This window comes from Nocardioides sp., from assembly GCF_024509035.1.
In the GTDB taxonomy this organism is placed as follows: domain Bacteria; phylum Actinomycetota; class Actinomycetes; order Propionibacteriales; family Nocardioidaceae; genus Nocardioides.
Window position 1 is genome coordinate 1 of record NZ_JANINT010000024.1, and the last position, 13,005, is coordinate 13,005.

Below are 13,005 nucleotides of genomic sequence, written 5' to 3' on the forward strand. Positions count from 1 at the left end.
ACGTCGCGGAGGCCTCGACCGGCTCCGGCGAGATCGCCACCAACATCTCCGGCGTGGCGGCCGCGGCCGACACCACGACGCAGGCGGTCAACCAGACGCTGACCGCGATCCAGGAGCTCGCCCGCATGTCGCAGGACCTGCGCACCGAGGTCGCTCGCTTCCGCCGCTGACCTCTGGCAGCGCGACGACGACGTCGTGCGGCCGACTGACTCACTCACACGACCTACCGGGGGACCCCGCGATGACCAGCACGCCCGCACGACGCTCACTCCTGCACAAGGTGGGGGACCTCGGTGTCCGCACCAAGGTGCTCGCCGCCGTTCTCGTCACGGCCGTGGTCGCCGTCGTGGTCGGTGTGGTCGGGTTGAACGCTCTGAGTGGCTCGGCCGACCGCGCCGACGCCATCTACGCCGACAACTTCGTGGGGGCGACGGCGGCGTCGGACATGCGGGGTGCGATCTACGAGATGCGGCAGAGCGCCCGCGACGCGCTCATCGCCCTGAGCGAGGACGACTCCAAGGCCGCCATCGACGCGATCGAGAAGGACGGGAGGGCGGCGTTCGACGAGGCTGCGGGCCAGTACGCCGCCGGCGGCCTCGACGCGAAGCGCCAGGAGATCTTCGACCGGCTGTCGGCCTCGGTGGACCAGTACGTCACCGTGCAGCACACCGTCATGGAGCCGCTGGCGATCGACGGCGACCGGGCCGCCTGGCTCAAGGCCAACGAAACCCAGGTGAGCCCGATCACGGCGTCGATGATGAGCGACATCGGCACGCTCGTGGACCTCGAGGGCAAGGACGCCGCCGCAGCCGCGGCGCAGTCCCGCACGTCGTACGAGAGCAGCCGGACCTTCAGCCTCATCCTGCTCGTGGCCGGCGTCGCGCTCGCCGTCCTGCTCGGCTGGGTGACCGCCAGCGCGCTGACCCGCAAGGTGGCCAAGGTCAAGAAGGTCGCCGATGCGCTCGCCGAGCGCGACCTGACCCAGCACGCCGAGGTCTCGTCCAAGGACGAGGTCGGCCTGATGGCCCAGAGCCTGGACACCGCCGTCGACCGGCTCCGCGACCTCATCGGCACGGTGGTGGGTTCGGCGGATGCGGTGGCGGCTGCGTCGGAGGAGCTGTCGGCGTCGTCGCAGCAGATCGCTGCGGGTGCTGAGGAGACCTCGGTGCAGGCGGGTGTGGTGTCGGGTGCTGCTGAGGAGGTCTCGCGCAACGTGCAGACGGTGGCGGCTGGTTCGGAGCAGATGGGTGCGTCGATCCGGGAGATCGCGCACTCGGCGAACGAGGCTGCTCGGGTGGCGTCGCAGGCGGTGTCGCAGGTGGAGCTGACCAACGAGACCGTGGGCAAGCTGGGGGCGTCGAGCCAGGAGATCGGGAACGTGGTGAAGGTGATCACCTCGATCGCGGAGCAGACGAACCTGTTGGCGTTGAACGCCACGATCGAGGCGGCTCGTGCTGGTGAGGCCGGCAAGGGTTTCGCGGTGGTGGCCAACGAGGTCAAGGAGCTGGCGCAGGAGACGGCGCGGGCGACCGAGGACATCGCGCGCCGGGTGGAGGCGATCCAGGCTGACACCGGTGGTGCGGTGGAGGCGATCGGTGAGATCTCGACGATCATCTCCTCGATCAACGACTACCAGCTCACGATCGCCTCGGCGGTGGAGGAGCAGACCGCGACGACCAACGAGATGTCGCGCAACGTCGCGGAGGCCTCGACCGGCTCCGGCGAGATCGCCACCAACATCTCCGGCGTCTCCGCTGCGGCGGACTCCACGACCCAGGCGCTGGCGCAGACGCGCACCGCGGTGGATGATCTCGCCAGGATGGCCAACGACCTGCGGGCAGCAGTGTCCGGCTTCACGGCCTGATCCTCGATCACGACGGCGACCGACGAGGGGGAGGCGCTCATGCCCTACTCCCTCGTCGGAGCGCATGCCCTCGGGTTCGACCTGGCCCGTCTCGCTCGCGGCCACCAGGCCGCCGCGGTGCTCCGCACCGCGCTGACCGCGGACGCCGCGGACCTCGACCGGTGCGCCGCCCAGCACCCCGGTGCGGTGGCCCGGGGCCCCTGGCTCCAGGCCACCGCCCGAGCCGACGCCCGGGCGGCCACCGTGCGCTCGGTGCTGCCGCTGGCCGGCGAGGCCGTCGAGGAGGCCGTGACCACCGGCGCCTCCACGCTCCTGCGCCGCCTCGAGACCAGCCTGCTGGGTGACACCCACGCGCTCGACCACTTCCTCCGGCACGACCTCCTCGACTGGACCTGGCTGCACAGCGGTCCGATGGCCGTCCAGGACCCGACCGCCTCCTCGGCGGCCGACGTGCTCGCCGACGCAGCGATCAGCGGCTTCCTCGGCGACCGCCTCGACGCCGGCGTACGTCGGGCCATGGCCACCCCCTACCTGCGAGCCGACCTGGCGACCCGCGACGAGACGGCCTCGACCGGGATGGCCCGGCTCGACCGGGTCCTCGACCGGCTCGCCGCCAGCGACGAGTCGACCCGTTCCGCGTGGCGGCGGGTGGTCGACGAGCAGCGGCTCCGCACGGCCGAGTGGGCGCCGGCCATGCACCAGGCGAGCTGGGCGGTCTCGATGGCCGACCGGCTCCGGCTCGCGTGCGACGCGCAGCTCGCGGGCGTGATCGCCTTCCAGCGCGGGGGCCTGACGCCTCGCGACGCGGCGTACGGCGTGTGGAACGCCGTCTCGGGAGTCATCCAGGCCGTGGTGGTCGCCGACCTGCTCCCGGCCCGGACCTCGGCCGTGCTGATGCGGCCCTGGCACCTCGTCCACGGCTCCGACGGGCCCCTCTCCGTCGTCTGAGCGGCCGGCGGCGTCCGGAGCAGACCGGTCGGACAACCTCGCGACGCACTCCTCAGGACTCGGCGCGGTTCGCCGATGGTCACTACGTCCGCCGCCCGGGGGGACGGAAGGAGGGGATGCGCATGCCCGGCATCAGGGTGCTCGTCGTCGACGACTCCGTGGTCATCCGCAAGCTGGTGTCCGACCTCCTGGCCGCCGACCGCGACATCGAGGTCGTCGGGACCGCGGTCAACGGTCGCGCTGCGGTGCAGAAGGTCGCCCAGCTCAAGCCGGACATCGTGACGATGGACATCGAGATGCCGGAGATGAACGGCATCGAGTCGGTGCGTGCGATCCGGGCGACCGGCAACAAGGTGCCGATCATCATGTTCAGCACGCTGACCGAGCGTGGTGCGGTCGCGACCCTCGACGCCCTCTCCGCAGGCGCGTCCGACTACGTCCCCAAGCCCGCGAACGTCGGCAGCGTGGGCCGCTCGATGGAGCAGGTCCGTGAGGCGCTGATCCCGCGGATCAAGTCCCTGGTTCCGCGCGTCGGGGTCTCGCCGCACCCGGCCGGCCTGACCGTCGCGCCGACCGCGCCCGTCCAGCTGCACGCTCCCTCCCACCCGCCGCTCGGCGGCTACCGGTTGCTGGTCATCGGCAGCTCCACCGGAGGGCCGGAGGCGCTCAGCGCCCTGCTCCACACACTGCCGCCGCTGTCGGTCCCGGTCGCGGTGGTCCAGCACATGCCGCCGCTGTTCACCAAGCAGTTCGCGGGTCGGCTCGACCGTCAGCTGCCGTTCGAGGTCGTCGAGGCCGAGAACGGCGTACCGCTGCGTCCCGGCACCGTCGCGATCGCACCGGGTGACTTCCACCTCGAGGTGGCGCCGCACGCCGACGGTCTCCGCACCCGGCTGACCCAGGCGCCGGCCGAGAACTACTGCCGTCCGGCGGTGGACGTGCTGTTCCGCAGCGCGGTCGCCGCGGTCGGGCCGGCCGTCCTCGGCGTCGTGCTGACCGGGATGGGCTCCGACGGCTGCAAGGGCGCCCGGGTGATCGTCGAGAAGGGCGGCAGCGTCCTGGCCCAGGACCAGGCGACCTCGGTCGTCTGGGGGATGCCCGGGGCCGTCGCGACCGCGGGGCTGGCCGAACGCGTCCTTCCCCTCCTCGAGCTCGGTCCCGAGATCCTGCGCCGGCTCGCCCGTCAACGTCCGTCCCTCGTCCCGGCTGGAGCCTCGTCATGACCATCGGCCACGAGGCCTTCACCTTCGTCCGCGAGCTCGTGCGGGCGGAGAGCGCCATCGTGCTCGAGCCCGGCAAGGAGTACCTCGTCGAGTCGCGCCTGGTGCCGCTGGCCCGCCAGGGTGGTCACAAGGACGTCGACGCGTTCGTCGCCGAGCTCGCCACCCGCCGCAACCCCGCGTCGATGCGGCTGGTCGTCGAGGCGTTGACCACCAACGAGACGTCGTGGTTCCGCGACACCGATCCGTTCACCGCGCTGCGGCAGTCGGTCTTCCCGACCCTGGCCAAGACTCGCACCAAGCACGAGATCAGGGTCTGGGCCGCCGCCTGCTCCAGCGGGCAGGAGCCCTACAGCATCCTGATGACGGCCCAGGACACCCCCGAGATCGCCGGCTGGAAGATCGACATGCTGGCCACCGACCTCTCGCTGGAGATGCTCGAACGGGCCCGCAAGGGGGAGTACTCCCAGCTGGAGGTCAACCGAGGCCTCCCGGCCACCACGCTGGTGCGGCACTTCGAACGCGCCGGCCTCAACTGGCGGATCAACCCGGCACTCGCCGCGCAGGTCCAGTTCCGCCAGCTCAACCTGATGCGCCCGTTCCCGGCGATGGGGAAGTTCGACGTCGTCTTCCTGCGCAACGTGCTCATCTACTTCGATCTCGCGACCAAGCGAGACATCCTGCGTCGCGTCCGCCAGGTGCTGGCACCGGACGGGCACCTGTTCCTGGGGGCGGCGGAAATGACCATGGGCGTCGACGACGCCTGGGAACGGGTACCGGCCGGGCGGTCCTCCGTGTACCGGATCAGAGAGGAACAGCGCACATGCGTGCCTTGATCGTTGACGACTCACGCGCCATGCGAAGGATCGTCGGGCGCATCCTGGCTGATGCGGGATTCGAGACCGTCGAAGCCGGTGACGGCCAGGAGGCCCTGGACGTCCTCGCGTCCCTCGACGGCGACCTGCCGGTCCTCGCGTGCGTGGACTGGAACATGCCGGTCATGGACGGGCTCACGTTCATCACCCAGGTCCGCAAGCAGGTCCAGTGGCGGTCCATCACGTTGATGATGGTCACCACCGAGAGCGAGCAGGACCGGATCGTGCGCGCGTTGGCCGCCGGTGCCCACGAGTACCTCATCAAGCCGTTCACCGGCGACGCCCTGGTCGAGAAGCTCGACCTGCTCGGGCTCCTCCCGACCCCCGTAGGAGATCACTCATGACCCTCTACAGCGCGCCGGACCAGGCGCTCGTCCACGCCGCCATCGAGCAGGTGTGGGGATCCATGCTCTTCGAGGCGGCCGATCCCTGGCCGGAGGGCGTGCCGGCCGAGTTCGAGACCGGGCTCCAGGCCCACATCGAGATCCGCGGAGGCTGGAACGGTCGTCTCGTGCTCACCTGTGACCGCGACGTCGCCGCTCAGATCGCCAGCGCGCTGCTGGGCATGGGCCCCGACGAGGTCATCGACGAGATCGACGTGCACGACGCCGTGGGCGAGGTGCTCAACGTCGTCGGCGGCAGCGTCAAGGGCGCCATCGACGGCGCCATGACGCTGGGACTCCCGGGCGTCCGCGCCAGCGCCTCGCCGCCGGCATCGGAGGAGAGCCTGGTCGTCTCCTGGCGCGGCGCGCCGGTGCACGTGCAGATCGTGCCGGACGCCCCCGCCGCCTGACGGCTTCCTGACCCACTGACCACCCGCCATCGAGGAGGCACCCGACCATGAAGGTCATCATCGCCGACGACAGCCGCGTGATGCGGCAGATCGTGATGCGCACTCTGCGCCAGGCCGGCTTCGGACACCACGACTACGTCGAGGCGACCGACGGCGCGGACGCGTTCGACAAGGTCGTCACCGAGCAGCCCGACCTGGTCCTCTCGGACTGGAACATGCCGAACAAGACCGGGATCGAGCTGCTGCGCGACCTGCGCGGCAGCGGCAACCCCGTCCCGTTCGGGTTCGTCACGTCCGAGGGTTCCGAGGAGATGCGCGAGACCGCCCAGGCCGCCGGCGCGCTGTTCCTCATCGCCAAGCCGTTCACGCCCGAGCACTTCGAGTCGGCACTCGTCGGCATGCTCGGCTGAGGAGGAGATCATGAGTCTTCCCGACCGCAAGCTGATCAAGGACGTCTTCGAGGGCCTGCTCGGCCGCGACGTCGCCGTCGGCGACGGGACCCCGATCAGCCTCGATGCGCCCCGCCCCGTGGTGGCGACGTACATCGACCCCCACCACCAGCTCGCGTTCCTCGCGGTGATGGACCTGCCGCTCGCGGCGTACGCCGGAGCCGCGCTCGCCCTGATCCCCAAGGGCGGGGCGGAGGCGGCGATCGAGGACGGCGTGCTGCCCGACAACCTCTTCGAGAACGTGTCGGAGATCCTCAACGTCCTCGCCGCCCCGATCGGGGAGGCGTCCGGGGTCCACCAGCGGCTCTCCACCACGTTGGCGCCGGCCGACCCGCTGCCGCCGCACATCGCCTCCTGCGCGGCGACCGTCGGTGCCCGCGAGGACGTGACGCTGGAGGTCGCGGGCTACGGCAGCGGGACGCTGTCGATCGTCACGGTGTTCTCCTGACCCTCGCCCACCGCCCCCGAGCCGGGGGTGGAGGCACGTAGGCTGGCGGGCAGCATGAGCATCTCGATCCCCCTGCCCGGCATGCCCGCCCCGCCCGCCCACGACGGGCCCGAGCCGACCCGTCGTGGACCCTCGCGCGAGGAGCTGCTGGAGGGCCTCAACGACCCCCAGCGGGCCGCGGTGGTGCACGAGGGCGCTCCGCTGCTCGTCGTCGCCGGAGCAGGCTCCGGCAAGACCCGGGTGCTGACCCGGCGGATCGCGTGGCTGATCTCCGAGCGCAGGGCCCACCCCGGCTCGGTGCTGGCCATCACGTTCACCAACAAGGCCGCCGCCGAGATGAAGGAGCGGGTCGAGGACCTCGTCGGCCGGCGCGCGCGGATCATGTGGGTCTCGACGTTCCACTCCGCGTGCGTGCGGATCCTGCGCAAGGAAGTGGAGAAGCTGGGCTTCAAGTCCAACTTCTCCATCTACGACGCCGCCGACCAGAAGCGGCTGATGACGCTGGTCTGCAACGACCTCGACCTGGACCCCAAGCGCTACCAGCCCGGCGCGCTCCTGCACTGGGTCTCCAACCACAAGAACGAGCTGCACGACCCCGAGGACGCCACCAAGGACGCCCGCAACCACCTGGAGGAGACCTACGCCGCGGCGTACACGCTCTACCAACGCCGGCTGCGCGAGGCCAACGCGCTGGACTTCGACGACCTGATCATGTTCACGGTCCACCTGTTCCAGCAGTTCCCCGAGGTGCGCGAGACCTACCGCCGGCGGTTCCGGCACGTCCTGGTCGACGAGTACCAGGACACCAACCACGCGCAGTACGCCTTCATCCACCAGCTCTGCGCCGAGCAGATGGAGGACGTCGACCCGGCCGTCGAGCGGGTCGCGCCCGCGGAGCTGATGGTGGTCGGTGACGCCGACCAGTCGATCTACGCCTTCCGCGGCGCCAACATCCGCAACATCCTCGACTTCGAGCAGGACTTCCCCAACGCCACCTCGATCCTGCTCGAGCAGAACTACCGCTCGACCCAGACGATCCTCAACGCCGCCAACGCCGTGATCGGCCACAACAAGGGCCGCAAGCCCAAGCGGCTGTGGTCCGACGCCGGCGACGGCGAGCGGATCGTGGGCTACGTCGCCGACGACGAGCACGACGAGGCGCGGTTCGTCTCCGAGGAGATCGACCGGCTCACCGACGCCCAGGCCCACCGGCCCGGCGACGTCGCCGTCTTCTACCGCACCAACGCCCAGTCCCGGGTCTTCGAGGAGATCTTCATCCGCCTCGGGATGCCCTACAAGGTCGTCGGCGGCGTGCGCTTCTACGAGCGGCGCGAGGTCCGTGACGCGCTGGCCTACCTCCGGTTGCTGGTCAACCCGGCCGACCAGGTGTCGCTGCGCCGCATCCTCAACACGCCCAAGCGCGGCATCGGCGACCGGGCGGTCGCCTGCGTCAACGCACTCGCCGAGCGCGACCGGACGACGTTCTGGGAGGCCCTGCGCCGCGCGCAGGACGCCCCGGGGCTGGCGACCCGGTCGCTGAGCCAGATCCAGGGCTTCGTCGCGATGATCGAGGAGCTCCAGTCGATGGTCGACGGGGGAGAGCGCCCCGACGTGATCCTGGAGACCACGCTGGCGCGCTCGGGCTACCTCACCGCCCTCGAGGAGAGCGACGACCCGCAGGACGAGACCCGGCTGGAGAACCTCGCCGAGCTCGTCGCCGTGGCTCGCGAGTTCGCCGACGACCCGGTGGCCGGTCCGTCCGCCGATCCCGCCGACGTCGACGCGGGCACGGTGGCGCCGGGCCTGGGCGACTTCCTCGAGCGGGTGGCCCTGGTCGCGGACGCCGACCAGATCCCCGACGACGACCCCGACGACGCCGGCGTCGTCACGCTGATGACCCTGCACACCGCGAAGGGCCTGGAGTTCCCCGTGGTGTTCCTGACCGGCCTCGAGGACGGCGTGTTCCCCCATGCCCGGTCGCTCGGCGACCAGCCCGAGCTCGAGGAGGAGCGCCGGCTGGCGTACGTCGGCCTGACCCGGGCCCGCGAGCGGCTCTACATCTCCCGGGCCGTCGTGCGCTCCGCGTGGGGCGCGCCCTCGCACAACCCCGGCTCACGGTTCCTCGACGAGCTGCCCGTCGACCTGGTCGACTGGCGGCGCACCGAGGCCGCCCAGACCCGGTGGGGTCGCCCCGACCTGGCCAGCGGGTCCGCGGCCCGTCTCGGCTCGCCCACCGCCGCGGGGCGCCGCAACTTCTCGGCGGCCGCGGTCCGCGCCGACGCCGCCGCCCGCGCCAAGCCCGCCCGGGAGATCCCCAGCCTCGAGCCCGGCGACCGGGTGCTGCACGACTCGTTCGGCATGGGCACCGTCGTGGCGCTCGAGGGCGTCGCCGAGAAGGCCGTGGCCTCGATCGACTTCGGCTCCGAGGGCGTCAAGCGGCTGCTGCTGCGCTACGCGCCGGTCGAGAAGCTGTAGGACTCGCTAGGGCTGGAGCCCGTGGACCACGAGCGCCTGGTACGGGTCCACCGGGTCGCCGGCACCCGGGCGCACCTCGAGGTGGAGGTGCGGGCCGGTCACGTTGCCGGTCGAGCCGACGTACCCGATCACCTCGCCGGCACGGACCTCCTGGCCGGCGTTGACCGTGTAGGACGTCTGGTGGCAGAACCACAGCTCGGTGCCGTCGTCGAGCGTGATGACGGTCTTGTTGCCGTAGGCGCCGTCGTAGCCGACCGAGGTGACCACGCCGTTGGCGATGGCCACGATGGGCGTACCGCTGGGGGCCGCGAAGTCCAGGCCCGTGTGGTAGTGCGACCACAGGCCGCTGTACTCGCCGAAGCCGGCGGTGAGGTGGTAGCCGGCCACCGGGAGCACCCACTGGTTGAGCTTCAGCTTGTCGGCCTGCTGCTCGGCGAGCTGGGCCATCTTGGCCAGGGCTGCATCGCGCTGGCGGGCCTGGTCCTCGACCTCGGCGACGAGCTTGGCGTCGGCCTTGTCGTCGAGCGCGTCGCGGCGGGAGTCGCGGCTGACGGTGCTGCGGTCGATCAGGCTGACCCGCGAGACGTCGCTCGCGCCGCTGAGGGCGCTCGCCTGGCTGAAGCGCGGGGCCTGGTCGTCCAGCCCGCCGTTGGCGGCCGTGATCGCGCCGCCCGCGGAGATGGCCAGCGCGGCGACGCCGATCAGGATCGGGGGAGAGGGGAGACCACGGAACAGCGGACCACGGGGGGCCGAGTGACGGTGCGCTCGACGGCCGGGGGCAGCGTCCTCACGCGCCGGTGCGGTGCCCTCGACAGGAACCGCGGCGCGGATCTCGACGCGGGTCTCGGTGCGCGCGGCGACCTGGGCCGGCTTGACGGGCTTCGGCGCCTTCGCGGGCTTGACCGCCTTGGCCGGCTTGACCGCCTTGCGCTTGCCTGCGACCGACGGGGTCACCGGCGAGGCGGCCGCCGAGGTCACAACGGGGTCGATCTGGGTGGTGGCCTCGATCGGGGTCGCGAGGCCCGAGGGACGGCGGCTGGAGCCGCGACGTTCCGCTCGGTGGTTGCCCATAGATTCGTTCTCCGCTGTTCGGGGTTCAGACGGCGACGCCCGACTGTAACGGAAAGATCACGGGCGCGAGAAACGTTCGGGGGAATCATGTGGAGGAAAACCGGGTACTACCGGCCGCGCGAGCGGTGGAGCGGCCCTCGACGTGGCGAGAGTCACGGCGCCGATCAATGCGTGGGTTAGCCTGCCAGCATGACCTCGACGACACCTACGGCGCCCCCCTCGACGGGCGCGACGCGGCTCCGGATCGTGGTGGGCAAGCCCGGCCTCGACGGCCACGACCGAGGCGCCAAGATCGTGGCCCGCGCGCTGCGCGACGCCGGCCACGAGGTCATCTACACCGGGCTGCACCAGACGCCCGAGCAGATCGTCGAGACCGCCATCCAGGAGGACGCCGACCTGATCGGGCTCTCGGTGCTCTCCGGCGCCCACATGACGCTCTTCAAGCGGCTGGCCGAGCTCCTCGCGGAGCGCGACGCCTCCGACATCGTCATCTTCGGGGGCGGCATCATCCCCGAGGAGGACATCCCCCTGCTCGAGGAGCTCGGCGTCGCGAAGGTGTTCACCCCGGGTGCCGCCACCACCGAGATCACCGGGTGGGTGGCCGAGCACTTCGCGGCCAGCGCCGCGGGCTGACCCGGGCGGCCCCACCCCGTTTCCGGGTCTATGTGCCCGGGCACATATGCCATGCGTCACGTCCGCCGGGCCTCGTCGTACGCCTGAGCGCGGACTAGGGTGCCCGAGGACACCCGAGCGACATCCCAAGCGGCGCGCGGACGTCGAACAGCGCGTCCGCCCGCTCCGATAAGAGGAACATGGTGGATCAGTGGATCTGATGGAGTACCAGGCGAAGGAGCTCTTCGCCAAGCACGACGTACCGGTCACCCTCGGCATCGTCGCCAACACCCCCGACGAGGCGCAGGCTGCGGCCGAGAAGCTCGGCGTGGTGGTGGTCAAGGCGCAGGTGAAGGCCGGCGGCCGCGGCAAGGCGGGCGGCGTCAAGCTCGCCAAGACCCCGGAGGAGGCCCGTGCTCACGCCGAGGCGATCTTGGGGATGGAGATCAAGGGTCTGCGGGTCAACCGGGTGCTGATCGCGCCGGCCGCGAGCATCGAGGAGGAGTACTACTTCTCGTTCCTGCTCGACCGTGCGAATCGCAAGTACCTCTGCATCGCCAGCGTCGAGGGTGGTGTGGAGATCGAGGAGGTCGCCAAGACCAACCCCGACGCCGTGCGGCAGATCCCGATCGACGCCGGCGCCGGTGTCGACGAGTCCAAGGCACGCGAGATCGTGGCGGACGCAAAGTTCCCCGCCGAGCTGACCGAGCAGGCCGTGCAGACGGTGATGGCGCTCTGGAAGGTCTTCGTCGAGGAGGACGCCACGCTCGTCGAGGTCAACCCGCTCGCGCGGCTGGCCGGTGACAAGCTCGAGGCGCTCGACGGCAAGGTCTCGCTCGACGAGAACGCCGAGTTCCGCCACGAGGACCACCAGACGTTCGCGATCCGCGAGGAGGAGGACCCGCTCGAGGCGCAGGCCAAGGACAAGGGCCTCAACTACGTCAAGCTCGACGGCTCCGTGGGCATCATCGGCAACGGCGCGGGCCTGGTCATGTCCACGCTCGACGTGGTCGCCTACGCCGGGGAGAAGCACGGCGGCGTCAAGCCGGCCAACTTCCTCGACATCGGTGGCGGCGCGAACGCCCAGGTGATGGCCGACGGCCTGCACGTCATCCTCGGCGACCCGCAGGTCAAGAGCGTGTTCGTGAACGTCTTCGGCGGCATCACCGCGTGCGACGAGGTCGCCAACGGCATCGTCGGCGCGCTGAACATCCTCGGCGACGAGGCCACCAAGCCGCTCGTCGTGCGTCTCGACGGCAACAACGTCGACGAGGGTCGCCGCATCCTCACCGAGGCCGCCCACCCCCTCGTGACCATGGTCGACACCATGGACGGCGCCGCCGACAAGGCCGCCGAGCTCGCGAACGCCTGAGACTGGAGACCAGAAGAATGTCGATCTACCTCAACAAGGACTCCAAGATCATTGTCCAGGGCATGACCGGTGGCATGGGCTCCAAGCACACCACCCTCATGGTCGAGGCGGGGTCCCAGATCGTCGGCGGCGTCAACGCACGCAAGGCCGGCACCTCGGTCGAGCTGGGCGGCAAGGACCTGCCCGTGTTCGGCACCGTCACGGAGGCGATGGCCGAGACGGGCGCCGACGTGTCGGTGGTCTTCGTGCCGCCGGCCTTCACCAAGGACGCCTGCATCGAGGCCATCGACGCCGGCATCGGCCTGCTCGTGGTCATCACCGAGGGCGTGCCGGTCCAGGACACCGCGGAGGTCTTCGCCTACCTGCAGAGCGACGCGAACGTCGGTGGCACCCGGATGATCGGGCCCAACTGCCCCGGCATCATCACGCCGGGCGAGTCGCTGGCCGGCATCACGCCCGCCACGATCGCGGGCACCGGTCCGGTCGGCCTCGTCTCCAAGTCGGGCACGCTGACCTACCAGATGATGTACGAGCTGCGGGACTACGGCTTCTCCACCGCCATCGGCATCGGTGGTGACCCGATCATCGGCACCACCCACATCGACGCCCTCGAGGCGTTCGAGGCCGACCCCGACACCAAGGCGATCGTGATGATCGGCGAGATCGGCGGCGACGCCGAGGAGCGGGCGGCGGCGTACATCAAGGAGCACGTGACCAAGCCGGTCGTCGGCTACGTCGCGGGCTTCACCGCCCCGGAGGGCAAGACGATGGGCCACGCCGGCGCGATCGTCTCCGGCTCCTCGGGCACCGCCCAGGCGAAGAAGGAGGCCCTCGAGGCCGTCGGCGTCAAGGTCGGCAAGACGCCGTCCGAGACCGCC

13 protein-coding genes are annotated in these 13,005 nt (G+C 70.9%); 12 read left to right on the forward strand and 1 reads right to left on the reverse strand.

The annotated features are described in order from the left end of the window. Positions 1 to 241 precede the first annotated feature (241 nt). From Q0L15_RS02560 to pcrA, 9 genes are all read left to right on the forward strand, one after another. Positions 242 to 1,864 (forward strand): methyl-accepting chemotaxis protein, encoded by a 1,623-nt coding sequence (locus Q0L15_RS02560; protein ID WP_296602019.1) that lies wholly within the window; start codon positions 242 to 244, stop codon positions 1,862 to 1,864. Between the two features lie 39 nt (positions 1,865 to 1,903). Beyond that, complete coding sequence (locus Q0L15_RS02565) at positions 1,904 to 2,812, forward strand: hypothetical protein (protein ID WP_296602020.1); 909 nt, start codon at positions 1,904 to 1,906, stop codon at positions 2,810 to 2,812. Between the two features lie 122 nt (positions 2,813 to 2,934). Then, positions 2,935 to 4,035 (forward strand): chemotaxis response regulator protein-glutamate methylesterase, encoded by a 1,101-nt coding sequence (locus Q0L15_RS02570; RefSeq protein ID WP_296602021.1) that lies wholly within the window; start codon positions 2,935 to 2,937, stop codon positions 4,033 to 4,035. Further along, complete coding sequence (locus Q0L15_RS02575) at positions 4,032 to 4,868, forward strand: protein-glutamate O-methyltransferase CheR (protein ID WP_296602022.1); 837 nt, start codon at positions 4,032 to 4,034, stop codon at positions 4,866 to 4,868. Before Q0L15_RS02570 ends, Q0L15_RS02575 begins: the two co-directional genes overlap by 4 nt. Positions 4,869 to 4,888: 20 nt before the next feature. After that, a complete protein-coding gene (locus Q0L15_RS02580) occupies positions 4,889 to 5,251 on the forward strand; it encodes a response regulator (protein ID WP_296602023.1) in 363 nt (120 codons plus the stop codon). Next, complete coding sequence (locus tag Q0L15_RS02585; protein WP_296602024.1) at positions 5,248 to 5,700, forward strand: chemotaxis protein CheX; 453 nt, start codon at positions 5,248 to 5,250, stop codon at positions 5,698 to 5,700. Before Q0L15_RS02580 ends, Q0L15_RS02585 begins: the two co-directional genes overlap by 4 nt. Positions 5,701 to 5,747: 47 nt before the next feature. Continuing rightward, positions 5,748 to 6,110, forward strand: coding sequence for a response regulator (locus tag Q0L15_RS02590; RefSeq protein WP_296602025.1), 363 nt, complete (start codon positions 5,748 to 5,750; stop codon positions 6,108 to 6,110). Between the two features lie 10 nt (positions 6,111 to 6,120). Next, a complete protein-coding gene (locus tag Q0L15_RS02595; protein ID WP_296602027.1) occupies positions 6,121 to 6,597 on the forward strand; it encodes a hypothetical protein in 477 nt (158 codons plus the stop codon). An 81-nt stretch (positions 6,598 to 6,678) separates the two neighbouring features. Further along, positions 6,679 to 9,072, forward strand: coding sequence for a DNA helicase PcrA (pcrA, locus tag Q0L15_RS02600; RefSeq protein WP_296602034.1), 2,394 nt, complete (start codon positions 6,679 to 6,681; stop codon positions 9,070 to 9,072). A gap of 6 nt (positions 9,073 to 9,078) precedes the next feature. Here pcrA and Q0L15_RS02605 read toward each other — a convergent pair whose 3' ends face one another. After that, positions 9,079 to 10,143 carry a peptidoglycan DD-metalloendopeptidase family protein gene (locus Q0L15_RS02605; protein WP_296602028.1) on the reverse strand — a complete coding sequence of 355 codons (1,065 nt, stop codon included), beginning with the start codon at positions 10,141 to 10,143 and terminating at the stop codon, positions 9,079 to 9,081. A 189-nt stretch (positions 10,144 to 10,332) separates the two neighbouring features. On the opposite strand from Q0L15_RS02605, the gene Q0L15_RS02610 reads away from it, so the two are divergent. The 3 genes from Q0L15_RS02610 to sucD all read left to right on the forward strand — a co-directional run. Then, the gene (locus Q0L15_RS02610) at positions 10,333 to 10,776 is read left to right on the forward strand and encodes a cobalamin B12-binding domain-containing protein (protein ID WP_296602030.1); all 444 of its coding nucleotides are present in this window, start codon (positions 10,333 to 10,335) and stop codon (positions 10,774 to 10,776) included. Between the two features lie 190 nt (positions 10,777 to 10,966). Beyond that, on the forward strand, positions 10,967 to 12,127 hold the full coding sequence (sucC, locus tag Q0L15_RS02615; RefSeq protein WP_296602032.1) for an ADP-forming succinate--CoA ligase subunit beta: 1,161 nt from the start codon (positions 10,967 to 10,969) through the stop codon (positions 12,125 to 12,127). 17 nt (positions 12,128 to 12,144) lie between these two features. Next, positions 12,145 to 13,005, forward strand: an 861-nt coding sequence (gene sucD / locus Q0L15_RS02620) for a succinate--CoA ligase subunit alpha (RefSeq protein ID WP_296602033.1), incomplete at its 3' end; no start/stop codon positions are given.

What these genes read in the sequence shown, in the direction of transcription:
- Q0L15_RS02560 (WP_296602019.1), top strand. Translation starts at nt 242, where the DNA reads ATGACCAGCACGCCCGCACGACGCTCACTCCTGCACAAGGTGGGGGAC.
- Q0L15_RS02565 (WP_296602020.1), top strand. Translation starts at nt 1,904, where the DNA reads ATGCCCTACTCCCTCGTCGGAGCGCATGCCCTCGGGTTCGACCTGGCC.
- Q0L15_RS02570 (WP_296602021.1), top strand. Translation starts at nt 2,935, where the DNA reads ATGCCCGGCATCAGGGTGCTCGTCGTCGACGACTCCGTGGTCATCCGC.
- Q0L15_RS02575 (WP_296602022.1), top strand. Translation starts at nt 4,032, where the DNA reads ATGACCATCGGCCACGAGGCCTTCACCTTCGTCCGCGAGCTCGTGCGG.
- Q0L15_RS02580 (WP_296602023.1), top strand. Translation starts at nt 4,889, where the DNA reads ATGCGAAGGATCGTCGGGCGCATCCTGGCTGATGCGGGATTCGAGACC.
- Q0L15_RS02585 (WP_296602024.1), top strand. Translation starts at nt 5,248, where the DNA reads ATGACCCTCTACAGCGCGCCGGACCAGGCGCTCGTCCACGCCGCCATC.
- Q0L15_RS02590 (WP_296602025.1), top strand. Translation starts at nt 5,748, where the DNA reads ATGAAGGTCATCATCGCCGACGACAGCCGCGTGATGCGGCAGATCGTG.
- Q0L15_RS02595 (WP_296602027.1), top strand. Translation starts at nt 6,121, where the DNA reads ATGAGTCTTCCCGACCGCAAGCTGATCAAGGACGTCTTCGAGGGCCTG.
- pcrA (WP_296602034.1), top strand. Translation starts at nt 6,679, where the DNA reads ATGCCCGCCCCGCCCGCCCACGACGGGCCCGAGCCGACCCGTCGTGGA.
- Q0L15_RS02605 (WP_296602028.1), bottom strand. Translation starts at nt 10,143, where the DNA reads ATGGGCAACCACCGAGCGGAACGTCGCGGCTCCAGCCGCCGTCCCTCG.
- Q0L15_RS02610 (WP_296602030.1), top strand. Translation starts at nt 10,333, where the DNA reads ATGACCTCGACGACACCTACGGCGCCCCCCTCGACGGGCGCGACGCGG.